The 21,056-nt window shown below is 75.6% G+C and carries 27 protein-coding genes; 12 read left to right on the forward strand and 15 right to left on the reverse strand.

All coding sequences use genetic code 11. From position 1 onward, the window contains the following. Window positions 1-22 precede the first annotated feature (22 nt). Entirely contained in the window at window positions 23-1,510 is a 1,488-nt protein-coding gene (locus FSW04_RS16720; RefSeq protein WP_146921280.1) for a flavin-containing monooxygenase, read from the forward strand. Here the strand turns inward: FSW04_RS16720 and FSW04_RS16725 are convergent. Continuing rightward, entirely contained in the window at window positions 1,483-1,869 is a 387-nt protein-coding gene (locus FSW04_RS16725; protein ID WP_146921282.1) for a hypothetical protein, read from the reverse strand. The two genes, FSW04_RS16720 and FSW04_RS16725, sit on opposite strands and share 28 nt — an antisense overlap. 217 nt (window positions 1,870-2,086) lie before the next feature. Then, window positions 2,087-2,761 (reverse strand): TetR/AcrR family transcriptional regulator, encoded by a 675-nt coding sequence (locus FSW04_RS16730; RefSeq protein ID WP_187368852.1) that lies wholly within the window; start codon window positions 2,759-2,761, stop codon window positions 2,087-2,089. A gap of 111 nt (window positions 2,762-2,872) precedes the next feature. Here FSW04_RS16730 and FSW04_RS16735 point away from each other — a divergent pair, with 111 nt between their 5' ends. After that, a complete protein-coding gene (locus FSW04_RS16735) occupies window positions 2,873-3,337 on the forward strand; it encodes a universal stress protein (RefSeq protein ID WP_146921285.1) in 465 nt (154 codons plus the stop codon). 2 nt (window positions 3,338-3,339) lie between these two features. Here FSW04_RS16735 and FSW04_RS16740 read toward each other — a convergent pair whose 3' ends face one another. After that, window positions 3,340-3,558, reverse strand: a complete 219-nt coding sequence (locus FSW04_RS16740) for a VOC family protein (protein ID WP_146921287.1) — start codon at window positions 3,556-3,558, stop codon at window positions 3,340-3,342. Window positions 3,559-3,732: 174 nt separating this feature from the next. Here FSW04_RS16740 and FSW04_RS16745 point away from each other — a divergent pair, with 174 nt between their 5' ends. After that, complete coding sequence (locus FSW04_RS16745; RefSeq protein ID WP_146915806.1) at window positions 3,733-4,701, forward strand: IS481 family transposase; 969 nt, start codon at window positions 3,733-3,735, stop codon at window positions 4,699-4,701. Here the strand turns inward: FSW04_RS16745 and FSW04_RS16750 are convergent. From FSW04_RS16750 to FSW04_RS16765, 4 genes are all read right to left on the reverse strand, one after another. Further along, window positions 4,698-5,231, reverse strand: coding sequence for a nuclear transport factor 2 family protein (locus tag FSW04_RS16750; RefSeq protein WP_146921289.1), 534 nt, complete (start codon window positions 5,229-5,231; stop codon window positions 4,698-4,700). The two genes, FSW04_RS16745 and FSW04_RS16750, sit on opposite strands and share 4 nt — an antisense overlap. 256 nt (window positions 5,232-5,487) lie before the next feature. Further along, the gene (locus tag FSW04_RS16755) at window positions 5,488-6,540 is read right to left on the reverse strand and encodes a CocE/NonD family hydrolase C-terminal non-catalytic domain-containing protein (RefSeq protein WP_146921291.1); all 1,053 of its coding nucleotides are present in this window, start codon (window positions 6,538-6,540) and stop codon (window positions 5,488-5,490) included. Window positions 6,541-6,603: 63 nt separating this feature from the next. Next, the gene (locus FSW04_RS16760) at window positions 6,604-7,269 is read right to left on the reverse strand and encodes an alpha/beta hydrolase family protein (protein WP_146921293.1); all 666 of its coding nucleotides are present in this window, start codon (window positions 7,267-7,269) and stop codon (window positions 6,604-6,606) included. 58 nt (window positions 7,270-7,327) lie between these two features. Then, window positions 7,328-7,987: a hypothetical protein gene (locus tag FSW04_RS16765; protein WP_146921296.1), complete on the reverse strand. Its 660-nt coding sequence runs from the start codon at window positions 7,985-7,987 to the stop codon at window positions 7,328-7,330. 40 nt (window positions 7,988-8,027) lie between these two features. On the opposite strand from FSW04_RS16765, the gene FSW04_RS16770 reads away from it, so the two are divergent. From FSW04_RS16770 to FSW04_RS16790, 5 genes are all read left to right on the forward strand, one after another. Next, on the forward strand, window positions 8,028-8,375 hold the full coding sequence (locus FSW04_RS16770; protein ID WP_146921298.1) for a hypothetical protein: 348 nt from the start codon (window positions 8,028-8,030) through the stop codon (window positions 8,373-8,375). Window positions 8,376-8,489: 114 nt separating this feature from the next. Beyond that, window positions 8,490-8,870: a hypothetical protein gene (locus FSW04_RS16775; RefSeq protein ID WP_146921299.1), complete on the forward strand. Its 381-nt coding sequence runs from the start codon at window positions 8,490-8,492 to the stop codon at window positions 8,868-8,870. Between the two features lie 25 nt (window positions 8,871-8,895). Continuing rightward, window positions 8,896-9,690 carry a spermidine synthase gene (locus tag FSW04_RS16780; RefSeq protein ID WP_146921301.1) on the forward strand — a complete coding sequence of 265 codons (795 nt, stop codon included), beginning with the start codon at window positions 8,896-8,898 and terminating at the stop codon, window positions 9,688-9,690. Window positions 9,691-9,732: 42 nt separating this feature from the next. Further along, entirely contained in the window at window positions 9,733-11,238 is a 1,506-nt protein-coding gene (locus FSW04_RS16785; RefSeq protein ID WP_146921304.1) for a long-chain-fatty-acid--CoA ligase, read from the forward strand. Further along, window positions 11,235-11,672, forward strand: a complete 438-nt coding sequence (locus FSW04_RS16790) for a DUF488 domain-containing protein (RefSeq protein ID WP_146921306.1) — start codon at window positions 11,235-11,237, stop codon at window positions 11,670-11,672. Before FSW04_RS16785 ends, FSW04_RS16790 begins: the two co-directional genes overlap by 4 nt. A gap of 7 nt (window positions 11,673-11,679) precedes the next feature. Here FSW04_RS16790 and FSW04_RS16795 read toward each other — a convergent pair whose 3' ends face one another. The 4 genes from FSW04_RS16795 to FSW04_RS16810 are packed head-to-tail and all read right to left on the reverse strand — an operon-like array spanning window position 11,680 to window position 14,643. Beyond that, window positions 11,680-12,237 carry a TetR/AcrR family transcriptional regulator gene (locus FSW04_RS16795; RefSeq protein WP_146921308.1) on the reverse strand — a complete coding sequence of 186 codons (558 nt, stop codon included), beginning with the start codon at window positions 12,235-12,237 and terminating at the stop codon, window positions 11,680-11,682. A 5-nt stretch (window positions 12,238-12,242) separates the two neighbouring features. Beyond that, the gene (locus tag FSW04_RS16800; protein WP_146921310.1) at window positions 12,243-12,923 is read right to left on the reverse strand and encodes an MBL fold metallo-hydrolase; all 681 of its coding nucleotides are present in this window, start codon (window positions 12,921-12,923) and stop codon (window positions 12,243-12,245) included. Window positions 12,924-12,955: 32 nt separating this feature from the next. Then, window positions 12,956-13,675: an acyl-ACP thioesterase domain-containing protein gene (locus tag FSW04_RS16805; protein WP_146921312.1), complete on the reverse strand. Its 720-nt coding sequence runs from the start codon at window positions 13,673-13,675 to the stop codon at window positions 12,956-12,958. Further along, window positions 13,672-14,643: a DMT family transporter gene (locus FSW04_RS16810; protein ID WP_146921315.1), complete on the reverse strand. Its 972-nt coding sequence runs from the start codon at window positions 14,641-14,643 to the stop codon at window positions 13,672-13,674. The genes FSW04_RS16805 and FSW04_RS16810 overlap by 4 nt, the downstream gene beginning before the upstream one ends. 54 nt (window positions 14,644-14,697) lie before the next feature. On the opposite strand from FSW04_RS16810, the gene FSW04_RS16815 reads away from it, so the two are divergent. The 3 genes from FSW04_RS16815 (at window position 14,698) to FSW04_RS16825 (ending at window position 16,802) form a co-directional block, all read left to right on the forward strand. Next, the gene (locus FSW04_RS16815) at window positions 14,698-15,741 is read left to right on the forward strand and encodes an LLM class flavin-dependent oxidoreductase (protein ID WP_146921317.1); all 1,044 of its coding nucleotides are present in this window, start codon (window positions 14,698-14,700) and stop codon (window positions 15,739-15,741) included. Between the two features lie 63 nt (window positions 15,742-15,804). Further along, window positions 15,805-16,488, forward strand: a complete 684-nt coding sequence (locus tag FSW04_RS16820) for an AzlC family ABC transporter permease (RefSeq protein ID WP_146921320.1) — start codon at window positions 15,805-15,807, stop codon at window positions 16,486-16,488. Beyond that, window positions 16,485-16,802, forward strand: coding sequence for an AzlD domain-containing protein (locus FSW04_RS16825; RefSeq protein ID WP_228430520.1), 318 nt, complete (start codon window positions 16,485-16,487; stop codon window positions 16,800-16,802). Before FSW04_RS16820 ends, FSW04_RS16825 begins: the two co-directional genes overlap by 4 nt. A gap of 110 nt (window positions 16,803-16,912) precedes the next feature. Here FSW04_RS16825 and FSW04_RS16830 read toward each other — a convergent pair whose 3' ends face one another. Both FSW04_RS16830 and FSW04_RS16835 read right to left on the reverse strand, forming a co-directional pair. After that, window positions 16,913-17,134, reverse strand: a complete 222-nt coding sequence (locus FSW04_RS16830; RefSeq protein WP_146921322.1) for an RNA-binding S4 domain-containing protein — start codon at window positions 17,132-17,134, stop codon at window positions 16,913-16,915. A 7-nt stretch (window positions 17,135-17,141) separates the two neighbouring features. Continuing rightward, the gene (locus FSW04_RS16835) at window positions 17,142-18,443 is read right to left on the reverse strand and encodes a DEAD/DEAH box helicase (RefSeq protein ID WP_146921324.1); all 1,302 of its coding nucleotides are present in this window, start codon (window positions 18,441-18,443) and stop codon (window positions 17,142-17,144) included. Between the two features lie 167 nt (window positions 18,444-18,610). Between FSW04_RS16835 and FSW04_RS16840 the strand changes: the two genes are divergently transcribed. Continuing rightward, window positions 18,611-20,260 carry a histidine kinase gene (locus FSW04_RS16840; RefSeq protein ID WP_146921326.1) on the forward strand — a complete coding sequence of 550 codons (1,650 nt, stop codon included), beginning with the start codon at window positions 18,611-18,613 and terminating at the stop codon, window positions 20,258-20,260. Here the strand turns inward: FSW04_RS16840 and FSW04_RS16845 are convergent. Together FSW04_RS16845 and FSW04_RS16850 are read right to left on the reverse strand one after the other, a co-directional pair. Continuing rightward, window positions 20,230-20,565, reverse strand: a complete 336-nt coding sequence (locus FSW04_RS16845; protein WP_146921328.1) for a hypothetical protein — start codon at window positions 20,563-20,565, stop codon at window positions 20,230-20,232. The genes FSW04_RS16840 and FSW04_RS16845 overlap by 31 nt on opposite strands. Window positions 20,566-20,671: 106 nt before the next feature. Beyond that, window positions 20,672-20,926 (reverse strand): hypothetical protein, encoded by a 255-nt coding sequence (locus FSW04_RS16850; RefSeq protein ID WP_146921330.1) that lies wholly within the window; start codon window positions 20,924-20,926, stop codon window positions 20,672-20,674. Window positions 20,927-21,056 lie beyond the last annotated feature (130 nt).

Raw genomic sequence — 21,056 nt, forward strand, 5'->3', positions numbered from 1 at the left:
AACGTTACTGTACCATCGAGACATGGATGTTCCTACGACGACGCCGCCGCGTCACGTCCGCGTGGCGATCATCGGCGCCGGCTTCGGCGGGCTGGGCACCGCGATCCGCCTGGACCGGCAGGGCGACGACGACTTCCTCGTCTTCGAGCGCGCCGAGGACGTCGGCGGCACGTGGTGGGCCAACACGTATCCCGGCTGCCAGTGCGACATCCCCTCGCACCTGTACTCGTTCTCCTTCGCCCCCAACCCGGAGTGGACGCGCACCTACCCCGAGCAGCCCGAGATCCGCGACTACCTGCGCGCCTGCGTCACGCGCTTCGGGATCGCCGACCGCATCCGGCTGCGCACGGAGGTCACCGGCGCCGACTGGGACGAGGCGGCCGGGCGCTGGGCCCTGCAGACCTCGGCCGGGCCCTTCACCGCCGACGTGCTCGTCGCCGCGCCGGGGCCGCTCAGCGCTCCGTCGGTCCCCGACCTGCCCGGCCTGGCGGACTTCGCGGGCACGGTGTTCCACACCGCGCGCTGGAACCACGACCACGACCTCACGGGCCGCCGCGTGGCGTTCGTGGGGACGGGCGCCTCGGCGATCCAGGCCGTGCCGGAGGTCCAGCGCGTCGCCGGCCACCTCGACGTCTTCCAGCGCACCCCGCCGTGGGTCGTCCCCCATCGCGACCGGCCGATCACCCGCGCCGAGCGCGCGCTGTATCGGCGCGTCCCGGTCGCCCAGCGCCTCGTGCGCTCGGTGGTCTACGGGCTGCGCGAGCTGCTCGTGCCGGGTCTGGCCTACCGACCCGCGCTCATGGGCGCCGTGCAGCGCCTGGCGCTCAAGCACCTGGCCGACCAGGTCCCCGACCCCGCGCTGCGCGCCAGGGTCACCCCGGACTATGCCATCGGCTGCAAGCGCATCCTGCCGTCCAACCGCTGGTATCCGGCGCTCGGCGCCCCGAACGTCGACCTCGTGACCTCGGCGATCGCCGCGGTGCGCCCCGACGGCGTCGTCTCGGCCGACGGGGCGTTCCACCCCGCCGACACCATCATCTTCGGCACCGGCTTCCACGTGACCGACATCCCCCTGGCCGGGATCGTTCGCGGCGTCGGCGGCCGGCGGCTGGCCGACGTCTGGGACCGCTCGCCGCAGGCCTACCGCGGCACGGCGGTCGCCGGGTTCCCGAACCTCTTCCTGCTCGTGGGCCCCAACGTGGGCCTGGGCCACAACTCGATCGTCTTCATGATCGAGGCGCAGATCACCTACCTGCTCGGCGCGCTGGCCGAGATGCGCCGGCGCGGCGCGGGGCGGGTCGAGGTGCGCCCGGCCGCCCAGGCGGCCTACAACGTGGGCCTGCAGGGCCGGATGGGGCGCACGGTCTGGAACACGGGCGGCTGCTCGAGCTGGTACCTGGACGCCACGGGCCGCAACACGACGATCTGGCCGGACTTCACCTGGCGCTTCTGGGCGCAGGCGCGGCGCTTCGACGCCGCGGCCTACGACCTGGCCCCGGCCGTCCCGTAGGCCGACGCCGCGTCGGCCGCCCGCAGCCACCGCAGCGGCACCTGGCGCGTGACGAAGTCGGCGGCGTCGTCGCAGTCGGGGGACGTGACGAGCGCGTCGGGCTGCACCTGGGCGACGTGGCGCTGGAGGTCGACGACGGCGCGGGCCCGGCGCCCGAGTGCCCGGTCGGGGACCGTCGTACCGGCCACCAGCGGCGAGCAGTGCACGGCACCGGCCTCCAGGACGAGGGCGCGGTGCTCGCGCGGCGCGAGCCAGAACACCTCGTGGCCGTCACCGCGCAGGCCGGCGCAGAGGTCGGCCAGCGCCGCGCGGTCGGTCTCGGCGGCGTCGGCGGAGGAGGCGAGGAGGTACCGGGACATGGGCGCAGCATGCTCCTGTCGGCTGGCCCCGGCATCGGGGATCTCCCTGGGCGTGGCCCGGGGTACGGGCACCCGCACCCGGCCCCGCTCAGCGTGGCGCCGCGGTGGCCGCCGTGTCGCGCACGTCGCCGGCCGGCCGCTCGGCAGGCCGATGGCCAGGGCCGCCGGCAGCGCCCAGTACCAGCGCTCGGGCCCGTGGTCGCGCTCGGCGGCGTGCTCACGCCCGGCCGCCGGGCGCGGCCCGGCGGCTGAGGGCCAGCGCGTCGAGCGTCAGCTCGAGCTCGCGGTCGGTCAGCGGCCGCCCGGGCAGCGGGTCGCCGCCGGGGCGCAGCGCGTCGAGCTGCAGCGCCAGGAAGCGGCGCGAGTAGGCCTTGGCCGTGTCGACCGTGCCCTCGCTGACGCGCGCGGTCGCCAGGAGGACCATGAGCACGTCGGACGCGGCGACGTCGTCGCGCAGGTCCCCGTCGGCCTGGCCGCGGGCGACGAGCTCGCGCAGCAGCGCGCGCAGGCGGGCCGAGAGCAGCCGGGGCATCGGCTCGCTCGCGTCGCGGGCGGCGAGCACGTTGATGAACGCGCGGTTGGCCGCGCCCCACTCGGCCGCCTCGGCCATCCAGGCCAGGAAGGCCCGCTCGCCCTCGGGCAGCGCGAGCGCGCGCTGCGCCGCGTCGGCCATGCGCTCGGCCTCCTCGGCCAGGATGCCCGCGAAGAGCTCGTCCTTGGTCGGCACCATGCGGTACAGCGAGCCGACGCCGACGCCGGCGCGCGCGGCGATGTCCTCCATCGTGGCGCCGACGCCGCGCTCGGCGACGACCTCGCGTGCGGCGGTCAGGATGCGCTCGCGGTTGCGCTGGGCGTCGCGACGGGGGGCGCGTCGTGTGGCGGGTGGGGTCACGGACGCAAGCCTAGTGCGGCCGGCGCGCCGCATCCGGGACCCGCTCATCCCCTTGGCTGCGGACCCGGGCGGCGGCGCGCCCCGCGCGCCCGCCGGGTAGAACCCCTGGGGATGGACGACCGCGACGCGCCGTTCCGCAGCATCCTGGTGGCCGTCGACGGCTCCGCGCACAGCGAGCTGGCGCTCAGGCGCGCGATCCGACTGGCCGCCGCCGACCACGCGCGCCTGACGGTGATGACGGTCGTGCCCAACGTGCGCGAGGGGGCCGCCTCGACGTGGAGCGTGCCCGTCGACCCGGCCGCCCTGCAGGAGGAGGCCGACCGCGAGGGCCAGCGCACCCTGCGCGCGGCGGTCGACCAGATCCCCGGCGACCAGCCCGTGCGCTCCGTGCTGCGCCACGGCCACGCCGGGCCCGAGATCCTGGCCGAGGTCGCCGAGTCCGGCCACGACGTGATCATCCTCGGCGCCCGCGGGCTCGGGCGCATCGGGTCCATGGCGGGCAGCGTCAGCCGCCACGTGCTGCACCACGCCAAGGTCGCGGTCTTCGTGGCCCACGCGCCGCCGCCGGCGCCCTGAGCTCAGCCGGGCCGGTGGGTCCCAGAGGACCGGACGTCGCCGGCCGGGTCGGCTGCGGCGTACTCGCACGATCCGTCGTCCTGATCGATGAGCTCGCCGACGACGGTCGCGCCGGCGGCCACGGCGCGGGCGTGGTGGGCGCCGGGGTCCTCCACGACGACGTGGACCGTCGAGGGCCCCGACGGCAGCGGCGCACCCCGCCGCTGCTCGCCGACCGTCACCCGGCCGTCGGCGGCGCGCAGCTCGACGTGGGCGAGGAGCCCGTCGGGCGCGAGCCTAGGTGACGTGCCTCGGGACGTTCCGAACGTCTGAGGGCTGAAGTTGAGGCATCCGGGCTGAGACAGAGGCTGTGGGTCTTCTCAAGGATCCAACGGCCTCGGAGGTCATCAGCCCGGATGCAGTGCAAGCGTAGGTGGCTGCCCAGCTGGCAGCGTGTCGAGCTGGTTGATTGGTGTCTTGGCGAGGGACTTCCTCGACGCCAGGCAGCGGCCCGTCGGCGGGTGAGCGTGTCGACGGTGCAGTACTGGATCGACCGGTACCGCAACGCCTCAGACGCCGAGCGAGCGTCGGGCGCGTGGGCGCAGGATCGACCCTCGACGCCGCATCGCCAGCCGACGCGGTCCAGCGACGAGCTGCACGACCGTGTCTGCCAGGCGCGGACGCGGACGGGCTGGGGGCCGCGCCTGATCGCCTCCGAGCTCGGCATCGCGCACGCGACGGTCTCGCGCTGTCTGAAGCGGCGCGGCATGTCGCGCCAGCCGCCGGCGCCCCGAGAGGCGGTGCAGCGCTTTGAGTGGCCGTGCCCTGGGGCGTTGATCCAAAACGACGTCAAGCGTTTCGCGCGGTTCTCCTCACCCGGCCATGCCGTCACCGGCAACCGTCACCGCACGGGCGCCGAGAAGCGCCAGCGTGTCGGCTACGAGTTCGCCCACAGCGCGATCGACGACCACAGCCGCCTGGCCTACACCGAGCTGCACCGCGACGAGAAGGCCGCCACCGTCATCGGCTTCACCGAGCGGGCGATCGCGTTCTTCGCTGCGCACGGCATCATCATCGAGCGCTGGCAGACCGACAACGCCTGGACCTACACCCACAACAAGGCGCTGGCCGCCCTGTTTGACAGCCACGGCATCCGGCATCGCACGATCGCGCCCCGCACGCCGCGCCACAACGGCAAGGTCGAGCGCTACCAGCAGACCCTCAAACGCGAATGGGGCCTGGGACAGCGCTACCGCTCAAGCGACGCCAGAGCCGCAGCGCTGCCACACTGGCTGCACCACTACAACAACGAGCGGAACCACAGCTCGCTCGGCAACCGGCCGCCCATCACCCGCGTTCGGAACGACCTGAGGCAGAACAACTAGCCCGCGCCCGGCGCCGGGTCTTGGACGGATGGGAGCGGCGCGGCCCCGGGCAGCCCGTGGTCGGCGAGGTAGGCGTCGAAGGCGACCGTCCGGTGCGTGTCCTCGTAGACCTCATAGGCCTGTAGCCGGCCCCAGGCGATGCGTGCATAGATGACGCCCTGGTTCTCGTAGGGGACGCTGCCGTCGGCGGCGACGTGGCGGTCGGTGAACCGCAGGCAGGCGCGTGTGGCCCACGGCGGCCCGTCGACGACGATCGCCTCCGGCGTCAGCTCGAGGCCGGCGGCGATGAAGCGCCGCACCCACGGCTCGACCTCGGCGCGGCCCCGGAAGGTGCCGCCCCAGGAGCTGTGGCCCGGGAACGTCAGCACGACGTCCTCGGCGTAGGTGCGCAAGAGCGGCTCGGGGTCGCCGGCGTTGACGCGCGCGACGTTGCGGCGCAACAGCCGGCGGACCGCCTCGGCGTACAGCGTCGGCAGCGCGGCGCCGGCGACGAGGCCGGCCAGGGCGCTGCGGCGGGGCGATGCGGGCATGGTGCCCTCCGTTCTCGGTAGATCGCTCTAGCGGATCCTTCGGAGGCTACCGGCTCAGGCCGCGACCTTCGATGGGCGGCCCGAGGTCGAGGAGCACCGTGATGCGTGGATGGGGCACCTCGAGGCGCCGCAGCGGCGCCGGGCGCTCGGTGGAGCCCAGGCAGCCGCGCCGACCAGCCCGGCCAGCGCCGGGTGCGGCGAGCGCTCGACCGTCTCCCGGTCCCCGTCGGGCGACCGGCGGTGCACGACGATCGCGTCAGGGGCGGGTGACGTGCGCCGTCGCGCTCGGCCGCTCGCGGACGGGCAGGGCGACGCGGACCTTCGTCAGCGTGGCGCGGAACGCCGCGGGCGACGGCCCGTAGGTGGGGTCGTCGCGGCCGAGGAGCTCGACGACGATGCGGTGGCCCTTGGCGAAGCGCCAGCCGTTGCCGTCCAGCGTGAACCTCACGCGGCCCTGCTGATGGTCGGTCAGCCGGTAGGCGCCGCGCGTGATGAGCCGCTGCCGCCCCGTCCCGGGGTCGCGGTCCCACACGCGAGCGTCGAGCTGGCCGTCGCGCCCCTTCGTGGCCACCGTCGCCGTGATGACCGGGAGCCCGAGCAGCGTCAGGCCCGGCGAGACGGCCGAGACGATCGCGTGGCTCGTGCGGTCCGGCGCCCGCGGCGTGCAGAGCGCCCCGGCCGGGCTCAGGCCGGCGACGGCCGCGGCGAGCTTGGCGCTCGCGCCGTTCGACGTGATCCGCAGCGCCCCGGTCGCGGCCAGCGTGAACCGCCCGCGGGCCAGCGCGGCGAACGACGCGGCGGTGTACGGCCCGCCGCCCGAGCGCGCGCTCGCCGGGCAGACCATGGTGTAGGCCGTGGCGCTGCCCGGCGCCGGCCTGCCGGCCGCCGTGGCCTTCAGCCAGGCGTCGAAGAACGCCAGCCCCTGGCGGTCGAAGGCGGCGACGTCGGCGGGGTGGTTGACCCCGGGGCCGTGCCCGAGGTCGGCGACCTGCAGCGCGACGGGTGCCGACGGGTCGGCCTTGCGCAGCGCGTCGTAGGCGCCGAGCGACTGGCCGACGGGGAACAGCGCGTCGGTCCAGCCCGACTGCAGCAGCAGCGGCGCGGCGCCGCCGGCGGCGCGCGTCATCCCCGCCACCCCGTGGTAGGCGTAGGCGTTGTCGAGCGTGGCCTGCGTCGCGCCGCCGAACGTGCCCGCGTCGAGCTGCTGCTTCCAGAGGTGGACGTCGGCCGACAGGTCGCCGCCCGTGGGTGCGACGTTGCCGCCGAAGGCCACGCTGAAGATGCCGTTGGCGTAGGACTTGGCCTCCACGCCGGTCGGCGTCCGCGACCACGCCCCGCGGCCGTTGCGCGTGAAGATGCTCTCGCCGTTGGATCACAGCCAGCGCGGCCAGGCCGCCGTCAGGCGGATCGGCGTGCCCGCCGGGCTCGTCCACGGGGCGTAGCCGCCGTCGGGCAGCCGCACCCGGTCCTTCAGGAAGGCCAGCATGGTGGAGAAGCCGCCGCCGTAGGAGATGCCGGTCGCGCCGATCGCGTCGGGCCGCGCGATGCCCTCATCGACCAGCCGGCCGACGAGCGTCTGCACGTCGCGCACCTCGTAGCGCATGTCGCCGAGGCGCGTCCAGCCCGCGGCGCAGCCGGGCGAGGCCGCCGACGCCGGGCCGCAGGAGCCGCCGAAGCCGCGCGCCGTCGGCGTGAGGACGGCGTAGCCCTTGGAGGCGAAGAACCAGTTCGTGTAGGGCTCGGTGCTCGAAGCGTCCTCGAAGGACGTCTTCGTGCCGCCGAGCCCGTGCAGCAGCAGGATGGTGGGAAACGGCCCGTCGCCGGTGGCCGGCAGCGTGACGTCGGCGTCGATCGGCGTGCCGTCGAAGCTCAGCGGCCGCGACGCCAGGTCGGTCGTCGGGCAGAAGCGCACGCCGTTGGCGGGTGCGCACGCGTGGCCGAACGGTGCGGGGTCGGCGGCCCGAGCCACAGCGGGGACGCAGGCGACGAGGGCCGAGACGGCGGCGCCCAGCAGCGTTGGGCGTGAGGCTCGGGACATGCAGCGCACCCTAACCGGCCGCCTGGCCGCCCCGCGCGCGTGCCGGTCCGGCGCGGCCCTAGCCGCCCAGGCGCTCCAGCGGCACGCCCCAGGCCGCCAGGTCGGTGGGCGGCGGCACGGCGTAGCCCAGGTTGAGGTTGACGCCGATGTCGCCGGTCGCCCACTTCGCGAAGCTCTCGGCGAAGATCTCCTCGGGCTGGGCGCAGGCGCCGCTGACGCCGTCGTCGCAGCCGAAGCCGCGCGGGACCTGCGCGACGAGCTGGTCGCGCACGGCGACCGGCACGAGCGCGAAGCGCACGACGTGGCCGAGCTCGTGCAGGACGAGGCGGTCGATCGCCCGCCGGCCGCCGGCGCGCGCGGCCTTGGCGAGATCGAGGGTGACCTTGAAGCGCGCTCCCTCCGACTGCGTGAGGCCGACGGTGCCGGCGCCGGGGTCGGCCACCTCCAGGTCGACGAGCCCGTCGACGATCCCGATCAGGCGGCGCGCCTGGGGGCCGGCGTCGGCGATGGCGGCGCTGATCGCCTGGCGGTCGTAGGGTCCGACGTCGGGCGCGAACGTGAGGCCCTGCGCGCGCTCGGCCGCCGACACCCGGCCGATGACGCGCCCGTCGCCCTGCGCGGCGGCGCGGACGTCGTGGGCACGGCTGCGCGCCAGCGGCACCGCGACGACGAGCAGCAGCAGGGCCAGCACCACGGCGATCCGCGTCCTCTGGTGCATGTCCCCCGTGTATCGGCGCCTGGGACGCTAGTTTGGAGGGGTGACGTCGAGCACCGACGCTCCGAGGTTCGCCTACGCCCTCCATCCCCTGCCGCCGAGCCGTATCGGCCTGCGGCGCTGGCGCTGGGAGCTGTGGCACGCGGGCGCCCTGGTGGCGGCGGGCTGGCGCATCACCCAGGAACATGCCGTGCGCGCCCTGTGCACCGCGGCCTCGCGCCGCGGCCACGCCCAGCTCGGCCTGCACCCGCTGCGCCCCGAGCGTGCCGCCACCGGGGCGGCCTTCGGCGCCGGGCGCCCCGTGCGGCTCGACTGCGGCGCCTTCGAGTGCCTGCTGGTGCCCCGTCTGCCCGGCGCCGCCGGGTGGACGCCCGCGATGGCCGCGCGGTAGCCCCGCCGCCGCTGCGCGCGGCGGCCTGTGACCCACCTCACAGCCTCCGGGCTCACCGGGGCGCCTACCTTGTCGACCTCCCTGCTCGACCGGTCCCCCGGCCTCCCCTCCCCCGTGACGCTCCTCGCCCTCTGCTCCTCCGCCGCCATCGTGATCGGCCTCGGTGCCGCGCTGCCCCAGCTGGCCGCGATGCTGCGCTCCCGCTCGGCCGCGGGCCAGTCCACCCTGGGCTGGTGCCTCGGCGCGTTGGTGAACTCCCTCATGGCCTACGTCAACCTCGCGGGCTATCACGCCGTCGCCCTGGCCGCGGGCAACGTCGCGAGCGTGGCGATCTGCCTGGCCGCCGTCGGGCTCGTGCTGCGCTTCGGCGACCGCGCCCCGGGCCCCGCCCCGGCCGTCGACGGCCTGGCGACCTCGGAGTTCTGGGCCCTGCGCGACGCGCTGGAGCACGAGGCCCACCGGCGCCACGAGCGCGCCGCTCTCGCCGCAGCCTGAGCCCCGGTCTCTAGGGTCCGTGACGATGGCCCGCCGGCGCGCCACCCCCGAGATCCTCGCCGCCGTCGGCGACCTCGTCGTCTCCCGGGACGCCGGGCGCCCGTCGGGGCGCCTGCTGCGCCAGGGCGACATGGACGCCTCCTACGTCGACCTGGCCGATCCGCGCCACCTCGAGTTCGACTACCTGCGGCGCGTGCGCGACCTCGCCGAGGCCCTGCGCGCGCGGCGGATCGTCCACATCGGCGGTGCGGGCTGCGCGCTGGCCCGCGCGCTGGCCGCGGCCGACGGCGCCCGCCGCCAGATCGTCGTCGAGGTCGACGCCGACGTCCTGGAGATCGCCCGCGCGCACCTGGGCCTGCGCCGCGCCCACGGGCTGCGCATCCGCCACGATGACGGCCGCCGCTTCCTGGCCGGGCGCGCCGACGCCAGCGCCGACCTCATCGTCCTCGACGCCTTCGTCGGCGCGCGCGTCCCGCGCCACCTGGCGACCGTGCAGGCCCTGGCCGACGCCGCCCGCGTCCTCGCGCCCGCCGGCGCATTGGCCGTCAACGTCGTCGACGTGCCGCCGCTGGCCGACGTGTGCGCCGTGGCCGCCGGGCTGCGCGCCTGCCTGCCGCAGGTCGCGGCGCTGGGCGCCGGCCCCGTGCTGCGCGGGCGCCGGGCCGGCAACGTGGTGCTCGTCGCCGGCCGCCGGCCGCTGCCGCTGGAGCGCCTGCGCATCCGGGCCGCGGCCGACCCCGAACCCGCCGCGCTGATGACCCCGGTCGAGCTGGCCGCGCGCTGGGACGACGGCGCGCCCTGGGAGGACGCCGGGCCCTGACGGCCACGCATGCCGCGGGCGCGATGCGGTACAGGAGGGGGGATGCACCTCTCCCTCGCCTCCGTCCTGCAGGAATCCGCCCAGCGCCGGCCCGACGCCATCGCAGCCGTCGAGGGCGACCGGCGCGCCACCTACGCGCAGCTGTGGGACGCGGCCCGGCGCCGCGCCGGCGCGCTCGCCGAGCACGGGATCGCCGCCGGCGACCGCGTCGCGCTGCTGGCGCCCAACACCGTCGACTTCATCACGGCCTACTACGGGATCCTGGCCCACGGCGCCGTCGTCGTCCCCGTCGCCCCGATGCTCGTGCAGGACGAGATCGCCCACCTGCTGCGCGACAGCGGCGCGCGGCTGGCGCTCGTGGCCGGCGAGGCGGCCGCGACGGGCGCCGCGGCCGCCGCGCGGGCGGGCGTCGCCGCGCTGGACCTCGCCGACCCGGCGGCGCTCGCGCGGCCGGCGCCGGCCCGGGCGGCCCGCGCACCACTGGATCCCGCGGTGCTGTTCTACACCTCGGGCACGACCGGGCGGCCCAAGGGCGCGGTGCTCACCCACCTCAACCTCGTCATGAACGCGTTCGTCAACGCGTTCACCGCCAACCACATCCACGCCGACGACGTCATGTTCGGCTGCCTGCCGCTCTTCCACACGTTCGGCCAGACCGTCGCCCTGAACGGGACGTTCCTGGCCGGCGGCACGCTGGTCCTGCAGCCGCGCTTCGACCCGCACGAGGCGCTGGCGCTCATGGCCGAGCACCGCGTCACCGCGTTCCTCGGCGTGCCGACCATGTACATGGGCCTGCTGGCCGCCGCCCGCGACGGCGCCCCCGTCCCGCGCCTGCGCCTGTGCGTCTCGGGCGGCGCGCCGCTGCCCGTCCGGGTGCTGGAGGAGTTCGAGGCGACGTTCGGCGTCCGCGTCCAGGAGGGCTACGGCCTCTCGGAGACCTCTCCGACGGCGACGGTCAACCAGCTCGAGTACGGCATCGAGCCCGGCTCCATCGGGCACCCGATCTGGGGCGTGGAGGCCGAGATCGCCGACGCCGAGGTCGAGGACGAGGTCGTGCTGATGGGCCCGGGCGAGGTCGGTGAGATCGTCATCCGCGGCCACAACGTCTTCGCCGGCTACCACGAGCGGCCCGAGGCGACCGCCGCGGCGATCGTCGACGGGTGGTTCCGCTCGGGCGACCTGGGGACGAAGGACGACCGCGGCTTCCTGCGGATCGTCGACCGCAAGAAGGACCTCATCCTGCGTGGCGGCTACAATGTCTACCCGCGCGAGGTCGAGGAGGTCCTGGTGCGCCACCCGGCCGTCGACCAGGTCGCGGTCGTCGGCATCCCCCACTCCAGCCACGGCGAGGAGGTGCTGGCCGTGGTGGTCCGGGCCGGCGGGGCCGAGGCCGGCGAGGACGAGCTGCTGGCCTGGGCCGGCGAGCGCATCGCCCGCCACAAGCGCCCGCGGCACGTCGCCTTCGTCGACGAGCTGCCCCTGGGCCCCAGCCGCAAGGTGCTCAAGCGCGAGCTGCGCGACCGCTTCGCCGACCTGGGGCGGGCATGACCACCGTCTGGACCATCGGCTACGAGCGCCTGCTGGCGCCCGAGCTCGTCGCCGAGCTGCAGGTCGCCGGCGTGCGCCGCCTGATCGACGTGCGCGAGCGGGCGCAGTCCCGCCGCGCGGGCCTGTCCAAGACGCGGCTGGGCGAGCTGCTGGGCGAGCACGGCATCGCCTACGAGCACCGCCGCGCGCTCGGCACGCCGCCCGACATCCGGTGGTTCTACAAGCACCACCGGCTGGCCGAGGGTGAGGCCGCGTTCCGCGCCCACGTCACGTCGGCCGCGGCGGAGGACCTCGACGACCTGGCGCGCGAGCTGCCCACCGCGCCGCCCACGGCGCTCATGTGCCTGGAGGCCGATCCGGCGACCTGCCACCGCCGTGTCCTGACCGACGAGCTGCGCCGCCGGATCCCCGGGCTGGCCGTCGTCGACCTCTGAGGGCGGCTCAGCCCGCGGGGCGGCGATCCAGCCCGGCGGCGACGACGACCACGAGCCGGCGGAAGGACTCCTCGACGTCGACGGGGATCCCGAACCCGCCGGCGGCCTCCAGCGTGACGAAGCCGTGCACCGCCGAGCGGAACGCGCGCGCCGCGTGGACGCCGTCGTCCTCACCGAGGTCGTAGCCGCGCAGTGCGTCGAGCACGGTCTGCACGACCTCGCGCGCCTCGCCGGCCAGCGCCGGGTCCGGGGTCTGGACGAGCGCGTAGCCGCCGGGGTGCGCCCGCGCGTAGGCGCGGTAGGCCGTGGCGACGGCCATCAGCGCGTCGGGCCCCGAGCGGCCGGTGGCGGCGGCCCGCAGCTCGGCGCCGAGCTCGCGCAGCGCCCGCCGTGCGATGCCGCGCCGCAGGCCCTCGAGCCCGTCGACGTGGTTGTAGAGCGACGGCGGGCGCACGCCGAGCACCGTCGCCACGCGGGCGAGCGTGAGCGCCTCGGGCCCCTCGGCGTCCGCGAGCTGCGCGGCGGCGGCGACCACCCGGTCGTGGTCGAGCCCGGGACGGGCCACGGCGGTCAGGCCGCCTTGGCGATCGCGGCGTCCATCGCGGCGACCGGCGAGGCCACGACGCCACCGTGCCCCGGGGCCAGGACGGACGGGCCCAGCGCGCGCAGCGCCCGCGCGCTGGCGAGGTCGATCTCCCCGTTCCACGTGCCCATGGACGCCAGCGGGAACCGCCAGTTGGCCTGCGACGTCGTCGCGACCCCGCCGACTGTGGTGAACACGTCGCCACACAGCAGCGTGCCGTCGCGCGTGTCCAGGAACGCGACATGGCCCGGCGTGTGGCCGGGCGTGGCGACGACCTCCAGCGAGCCGACGCGGTCGCCGTGGGCCAGCGTCCGCGTGGGCCGGGTCTTCGCGCCGGGCAGGCCGCCGCGCAGCTTGTCCCGGGGCTCCCCCGGGTCCAGCGTGCGGTCCTTGGCCAACAGCCGCGCGTCGCGGGCCGAGATGCAGACCTCGGCGTCGGGCAGCGCCGCGGCCAGCGCGTCGAGCGACCCGATGTGATCGCCGTGGGCGTGGGTCAGCGCGATGCACGTGATCGGCAGTCCGATCGCCCGGGCCGCGGCGAGGATGTGCCTCTGGCTACCGGGGAGCATCGTGTCCACCACCGTGAGCCCGTCGTCCTCGCGCACGAGGTAGGCGTTGACGAGGCCCAGGCGGGAGATCCTGGTGAGGTTTGCGAGGTTAGTGTTCATAGCGTAGAAACTAATATCCATAGTCTCGGCGGTCAACCGAGGAAGACGAACGAGGCGAGCACGGTCCCGTCGGCGGCGACGATCCACCGGCGCGACCCGTCACGCACCACGATGTGCTCCCCCGGCTGGCCGGGCGTGCGGTACTCGAGCTCGACGTCCACGCGCGCGGGCTCTTCGCCGGCCAGCAGCTCCTCCTCCAGCGGCGTCCAGTAGGCGGCGTTGTTGATGTGGTCGGCGAGGTCGAGCTCCGTGGCGCGGAACGTCCACGGGCGGACGGGCGCACCCTCGGGCGGCGGCGGGTGACGCAGCGAGGCCTTGACCCGGCGGCCCTGAGCCGACGGCCCGTAGACGCCCAGCTCCTCCTCGTCCAGGCGGGCCGGCATGGCGGTGACGGGATCGAGGTGCACCCAGATCGCGGCGGCCTCCACGTGCCCGCCGGCCTCGGTCGACACGCGCGTGCGCCGCTCGGCCCACAGCGAGCCCAGTCCACTGCCCCAGGTCTGCACGGTCGCCCGCTCGCCGAAGCGCGGAAAGCGCCGGACGCACAGCCGGGCCTTGCGCACCACCCACAGCGCGCGATCCTGCAGGCCGGCGTCGGTCACGTCGGCATGGGCGACGTCCTGCAGCCAGCGGGCCAGCGCGTCGAGGCGGACGCGGCCGCCCGGCGCCGCGTCGTGCAGCCCCGGGGTCAGCTCGCGGGCGAAGACGCGGCCCGAGGGCGGCAGGTCGACGAGCTCGGGCGCCGCGCTCATGCGTGCGCACCGGCCGCCCGGGCGTCGGTCGGGCCCGCCGGGCCGCTCGCGCCCGCAGCCGCGGGGCGCACGGCCCGGCGGCGGCCGAGGCTCCGCAGCGCCGGTGGGAGGCGCCCGTCGGTCGACAGCCAGGAGCCCGCCAGGATGAGCAGCAGGCCGGCCACCGCGCCGGCGCCCGGGCGCTCGCCGAGGACGGTGACGCCCAGGGCCACGGCGACGATCGGCGCGACGTAGGTGATGACCGTCGCCCGTCCCGCGCCGACCTCGGCGATGAGGGTCCCGAACAGGACGAAGGCCATCGCCGTGCACAGCAGGCCGAGCACGACGATGGAGGCCAGCGCCTCCCCGGACGGCGTGTGGCGGGGGGGTGCCAGCAGCGCCGCGGGGGTCAGGATGACCGCCGCGAAGCTCAGCGCGACGGCCATGAGGGCCCGCGGGTCCAGGCCCGTCAGATGACGGCTGAGGATCATCGGACCCGCGGCGTAGCCGACTGCGGCCAGCAGGATCGCCAGCGCGCACAGCAGCGCCGACCCGTCGCCCGTGACGTCGAGCCCCACGAGGGCGACGACGCCCGCGAAGCCGACGACGAGGCCGACCGCCCGGGCGCCCGTGGCGCGCTCGGCGGGGTCGAACCGGAGCGCCAGCAGCGCGACGAGCATCGGCACGGCGGCGATGAGGATCGCCGCCAGCGAGGAGGAGACGTGCTGCTCGCCGGCCGCGATGAGCGGGAACGGGATGCAGATCTCGATGACCGCGTAGAGCGCCAGGCGCCCGAGGTGCGCGCGGGCGGGCGCCAGCACACCCGCGCGGTGGCTGAGGAGGAGCAGGACGACCGCGGCCAGCGTCACGCGCGACCAGGCCAGGAACACGGGCGGGACGCCATCGTCGACCGCGATCTTGATGAACAGGTACGGGATGCCCCAGAGGGTCGAGATCGCGGCGAAGGCCGACCAGGCGCGAGCGCTCATGGCGGCGATGCTAGGCGGCGCGGGGCGCCGCACGCGCGCTGCTAGCGTCGGGGCGTGCTCCGTCTCAGCGTGCTGGACCAGTCGCCGGTCCCCGAGGGCTCCACGGGATCGCAGGCGCTGCGCAACACGATCGACCTCGCGCGGCTGGCCGACGACCTCGGCTACCACCGCTACTGGGTGGCCGAGCACCACGGCGGCGCGATGCTCGCCGGGCCCAGCCCCGAGGCGCTCATCGGCCCGATCGCCGCCGCCACGACGCGGCTGCGCGTAGGCAGCGGCGGCGTGATGCTGCCTCACTACAGCCCGCTCAAGGTGGCCGAGACGTTCAGCGTGCTGGCGGGCCTCTTCCCCGAGCGCATCGACCTCGGCCTGGGTCGGGCGTCGGGGACCGACCCGATGACGACGTTCGCGCTGCAGCGCGACCGGCGGACCGCCGCCCCCGACGACTTCCCCGAGCAGCTCGTCGAGCTGCTGGCCTACCTCGACGACCGCTTCCCCGAGGGCCACCAGTTCGCCCGCCTCGCCGCGCTGCCCGGCCTGCCCGAGCGGCCTGAGCCGTGGCTGCTGGGCTCCTCGGCCCAGAGCGCGATCTGGGCCGCCCAGCTCGGGCTCCCCTACGCGTTCGCCGACTTCATCAACCCCGACGGCAGGCACATCGCCGCCGACTACCGCGCGCGCTTCGAGCGTTCCGAGCGGCTGGTGGCGCCGCAGGTCGCGGTGGCCGCCTGGGTGCTGGCGGCCGACAGCGAGGACGAGGCCCAGCGCCTGGCCTCCTCGCACCGCATGGCCTTCACGATGCTGCGCCGCGGCCGGCCGATCCCGGTGCCCGCCCCGGAGAAGGCCGTGCGGTTCCTGGCCGCCGAGGGCAGCGGCCCGTCCCAGGGCGTGCGCGGGCGCCGCGCGATCGTCGGGGGCATCGACAAGGTCCGCGCCCAGGTCGAGCAGATCGCGGCCGACTACGGCGCCGAGGAGGTGATCGTGGTGACGATCACCCACGACCACCAGGCCCGGCGGCGCTCCTACGAGCTGCTGGCCGACGCCTTCGAGCTCGGCGCCGCCGGCGGCGCCGCCGCACCGGCGGGCGCGGCCGCGCGCTGACGGCCGGGCGGGCGGGCCGCCACCGCACGGCGCCGGGCCCGGGCGGGCTGAAAGGCTGCCGGGGTGAGCGTGCCCCGCCTGCGATCGTCCCCGGCTCTGCGGTCCGGCGCACGCGACTCGCTCCCCGTCGCCGTCGCGAGCCTGCTCATCGGCATCTCGTTCGGCATCTCGGCGCACGCGGCGGGGATGCCGGGCCTGGCCGCCGTGGTGATGTCGGCCATCGTCTTCGCCGGGTCGGCGCAGTTCGCCGCGGTCGCGGTCCTCAGCCAGGGCGGCTCGGTCGTGGCCGCGGTGCTGGCCGCGACGCTCATGAACGCGCGCTACCTGGCGATGGGCTTCGCGCTGGGGCCGTGGCTGAAGGGCGGGCCCGTGCGCCGCGCGTTCGAGGGCCAGATCGTCAGCGACGCGGCGTGGGCGATCGCCAACCTCGGCCAGGGGCGCTTCGACCGCCACCGGCTCTTCGGGTCCACGGCGGTCCAGTACGTGACCTGGATCCCGGGCACCGCCCTGGGTGTGCTGGCCGGCGGCGTCGTGCCCGATCCACAGGCGCTGGGCATCGACGCCGTGTTCCCGGCGATGTTCCTGGCCCTGCTGGCCGGCGAGATGCGCGACGCCGAGGCGTTCGGCGTCGCCGTGGCCGGAGCGGTCGTCGCGGTCGTGCTGACGATCACCGCGCCGGCCGGCATCGGCATCCTGGCCGCGGCGGTCGTGTCGCTCGTCGGCCTGCGTCCGAGGCGCGTCGCGTGAGCACGGCGGAGAAGTCCTGGCTCGTGGTCGGCCTCTGCACGCTGACGGCGTTCGGGACCCGTGCGTTCGGCCCGGCGGCGGTCACGCGCGTGCCGCTGAGCCCGCGCCTGTTGCGCGTGCTCTCGCTGCTGCCCGCCGCGCTGCTGGCCGCGCTGGTGGCGACGAACACGATCGTCTCCGACGCCGCGGTGCAGGTCGGCCCGCGCGCCGGGGGCGTCGCGTTCGCCGGCGTGCTCATCTGGCGCCGCGCGTCGATCATCACGATCGTCGTGGGCGCGGCCGCGATGGCGGCGCTGCTGCGGCTGGTGACCTGAGCCGTCGTCGTCCTGAGCCTGCGCTGCATGACCAGGGCGGCAGCAGCGACCATCCACGCCCGATCGACCCCGCGCGTGCCGCCGGCCCGGGGACGGGGGGCGACGAAGCCTCAGGCTCCCCGCGCCACCCGCAGCTCCTCGCCCGCGACACGGACGACGTCACCGGGGTGCAGCTGACGTCCACGGCGCGACTCGGTCTCCCCGTTGACGACGACCCGCTCGGCGGCCAGGACGTCCTTGACCTCGCTGCCCGCGTCGACCACGCCGCTGAGCTTCAGCAGCTGGCCGAGGCGGATCATCTCCCCCCGGATCTCCACGTCGCGCGCGGGCATCGCGCCCCTAGCGCGAGGTGGAGCGGCGCCCGGACCCGCGGCCCGAGCCCCCGCCCGACCCGCCGCCGGAGCGCGCGGAGCGCGAGCGGCCGCGCGACGCCCCGCCGCCCTGGCCGCCGGCGCGCGCGACGCGCGTCCCGCCACCGCCCGCCGCCGCGGCGCGCTCGGGCTTGGAGCCGTTGCGCTCGCTGCGCAGCAGGCCGCTCTGGCCGAACTCGCTGAGGATGCCCAGCTCGCCGGCCATCTTCTGCACGTCGCGGGCGTTCTCGCTGCCCACGAACGTGATCGCGCCACCGGTCCGGCCCGCGCGGCCGGTGCGGCCGACGCGGTGGGTGTAGGTGTCGCCGTCCTCGGGCGGATCGAAGTTGATGACGTGGGAGATGTCGCGCACGTCGATCCCGCGGGCCGCGACGTCGGTGGCGACGAGCGTGTCGATCTCGCCACGCTCGAACTGCGACAGCGCGCGCTCGCGCTGGCGCTGGGACTTGTCGCCGTGCATCGCGACGGCCTTGACGCCCTGGTGGCCCAGGCGCTTGACGAGGCGGTCGGCGCCGTGCTTGGTGCGCACGAAGACGAGCGTCAGCTCGCGCTCGGCGCGCAGCTCGCGCACGAGCTGGTCGAGGCGGTCGTCGCGCTCGACGGCGACGAAGCGGTGGGCGATCGCCGCGATCGTGTCGACGTCGGGCGCGATCTCGTGCGCCACGGCGTCGGAGGTGTACTCGCGGGCGACGCGGCCGGCCTCGCCGTCCAGCGTGGCCGACAGGAACAGCGTCTGGCGCTCGCGCGGGCACTTGGCGACGATGCGGTCGACCGCGGGCCGGAAGCCCATGTCGAGCATGCGGTCGGCCTCGTCGAGCACGAGGAGGCACACGTGGTCGAGCTTGAGCTTGCCGCGCTGCAGCAGGTCCTCGAGGCGGCCGGGCGTGGCGACCACGATGTGGGAGTTGACCGCATCGCGCTCCTGCTTGTTGATCCCCACGCCGCCGTAGACGGTGGTGATCTTCAGGGCGCGGGCGTGGGCCAGCGGGTAGAGCTCGTCGACGATCTGGGAGGCGAGCTCGCGTGTCGGGGCGAGCACGAGGGCCGACGGGCGGCCGTAGGCGTTGGCATCGATGCGGTCGAGCATGGGGACGCCGAAGGCCAGAGTCTTGCCCGAGCCGGTGGGCGACTTCGCGAGGACGTCGCGACCGGCGAGCACGTCGCCGATGATGAGCTTCTGGATGGCGAAGGGCTCGGTGAAGCCGAGCTTGGCCAGGGCGCCGGACACGGCGCTGGACACGCCGAGATCGGCGAAGGACTGCGATGACATGGGGTTCTCCAGTGCGGCGCCGTGCGGCGGCCGCTGACGATTCGGGAGGCGACGGCTGACCCGAACCGCACTCTGGCGGGACCCAAGCGAGCTGCCTCGCGGCAGGCAGAGGTGCCCGACCGCACCCCTGAATCTAGCAGCCGCCCGGCTACCATCCTGGGATCGCCGTGTCGAGAACCGCCGCCCCCGACCCGGACGCCGCCCGCCGTCCCGCCGAACGCGACCTGCTGCGCCGGCTGGCCACGGGCACGGCCGGCGTGGTCGGCGATGCGTTCTGCCGCGCGCTGGTCCGGCACCTGGCCGGGGCCTTCGGCGCCGAGCTGGCCTTCGTCGCCGAGCACCTCCCCGAGCCCGCCGGGCGCGTCCGCGTGCTCGCCTCGTGGCAGACGGGCGTGCCGCTGCCCGAGGGCTATGAGTTCGACCTCAGCGACGCGATGCCGTGCTCCGTCGTCGCCCACGACGGACTGCTCGTGCTGCCCGAGGGCACGTGCGCGCGCTACCCGGGCGACCACGTCGTCTCGACCTACGGGCTGGACGCCTACCTCGGCGTCGCGCTCGACGGCGCCGACGGCGCCCGCGTCGGCTACCTGGCGGTCATGGCCTCCCGGCCGCTGGAGCCCGACGACGACGAGATCGCGGTCCTGCGGATCTTCGCGGCGCGGGCCGCCGCCGAGGTCGAGCGCCGCCGCCACCAGGGCGCGCTGCGCGCGCGGGACGCCGAGGTCGCCTCGGCGCGCGCCCGCGTCCTGGACGCCGCCGACGGGGAGCGCCAGCGCATCGGGCGCGACCTGCACGACGGCGCCCAGCAGCGCATCGTCGCCCTGACGCACCTCATCGGCCTCGCCCGGCGCAAGCTCGGCGACGACGTGCCCGCCGACGCGGCCGCGCTGCTGGACCGCGCCCACGAGGAGGCGCGCCTGGCCACCGACGAGCTGCGCGAGCTGGCCCGCGGCCTGCACCCGGCCGGTCTGACCGAGAAGGGGCTCGTGGCCGCGCTGGAGGCGCTGGCCGCCCGCGCGCCGCTGCCGCTGCGGCTCGGCCGCATGCCCGAGCGCCGCCTGCCCGCGCCCCTGGAGCTCACGGCGTTCTACCTGGCCTCGGAGGGCCTGACCAACGCGGTGAAGTACGCGGGCGCCACCGAGGTGCGCATCGACGTCCTCCAGCGCCCCGACGCCGCGGTGATCGAGTTCGCCGACGACGGCGCCGGAGGCGCCGACCCGGGCGCGGGCAGCGGCCTGAGCGGCCTGCGCGACCGCGTCGCCGCGCTCGGGGGCCGCCTCGAGGTCCACAGCCCGCCGGGCGACGGCACCCGGCTGGTGGCGACGATCCCGCTCGCGCCGTTCCGCTCCGCGCACGAGCCGTTCCTGGAGTTCGGCCACGCTCAGGACGGCGGGCGCGGAGAGCGCAACATCCAGGCCGTGATCGCCGGGCGCAAGAGCCTGTCGGTCACCCTGGCCCGCGAGTGGGAGCTCGAGGGCGGGATCCCGCGCATCGGCCAGCGCCTGCCCGTCATGGACCACGAGGGGCGCCGCCGCGCGACCGTCGAGGTCCAGCGCGTCGCGTCGCTGCCGTTCGCCGACATCGACGAGACCGTGATCGAGCCCGCCACGCTGGACGCGACGTCGCTGTCGGAGTGGGCCGCCCGCCAGCAGCGCTTCTACGACGAGTGCCGCGACGAGCTGGCGCTGCTGTTCGGCGAGCCCGGCTGGCGGTTCTGCGCCGAGGAGCCGATGGTCCTCACCTGGTACCGGCCCGTCGCCGGCGACGACGACGGCGGGCCCGAGGCTCAGACCGGGCCTTCCTCGCTCTCGGCGTAGGTCTCCTCGACGACCTCGATGTACTGGAACAGCCGCCTGAGGCTGCCCGGCTCGGAGACCTTGAACACCGCCCGGCGGTCGGCCTCCGAGCGGGTGACGATGAAGACGCGCTCGCCCTCGATCGGCGCCCGGAGCAGGCGCTTGGCGTGGTCGCCCGCGTGGGAGAACCCCGCGTAGATCGGCGAGGTCTGCACGGTGCCCGAGGGGTCGAGCGCGGCGACGACATGGGCCGGGTTGCCCGCCGTCTCGAGGTCCAACCGGACGCCGTTGATGATCCGCATGAACTCGGCGTCGGAGTCGTTCATGAACGCATCGTACGCCGACCGGGGACCGCGACGCCCTCGGTGCGCGTGGGTCGTCGCGCGCAGGAGGGAGGGCGTCGCGCCCCTCGGATCAGACCGCGGCCTGCGGTCAGCTCGCCGCGCGGCGGCGCGGGCCACCGCGCTTGACGGGCGCCCACTTGGTGCCCTTGGCCAGCGTCTCGACGGCCTCGAGCTTGACGCTGCGGGCGGCGCCGAGGTCCTTGCGCAGACGCGTGAGCGCGAGGCGCACGAGGTCGCTCTGGGTCAGCTTGGTCTTGCCCGACGCCGTCTCCAGCCAGGAGATCTCATCGGCACCGATGAGGTATGAGCGCTGCTTGAGCCCACTGGGTCGATCTGTTGCCACGGGGTCCTCCTTCGTGAATGGATGGGATTGCTCCCGGCCCGGGTGTTCGGCACGCGAGGAGCAAATCCTTGCCTATGACTCGTTGCTAGTGCAAGGCATATATCACAAGTCCGTGCCGGTACCCCTCCGT

The organism is Baekduia soli (assembly GCF_007970665.1).
Taxonomy (GTDB): domain Bacteria; phylum Actinomycetota; class Thermoleophilia; order Solirubrobacterales; family Solirubrobacteraceae; genus Baekduia; species Baekduia soli.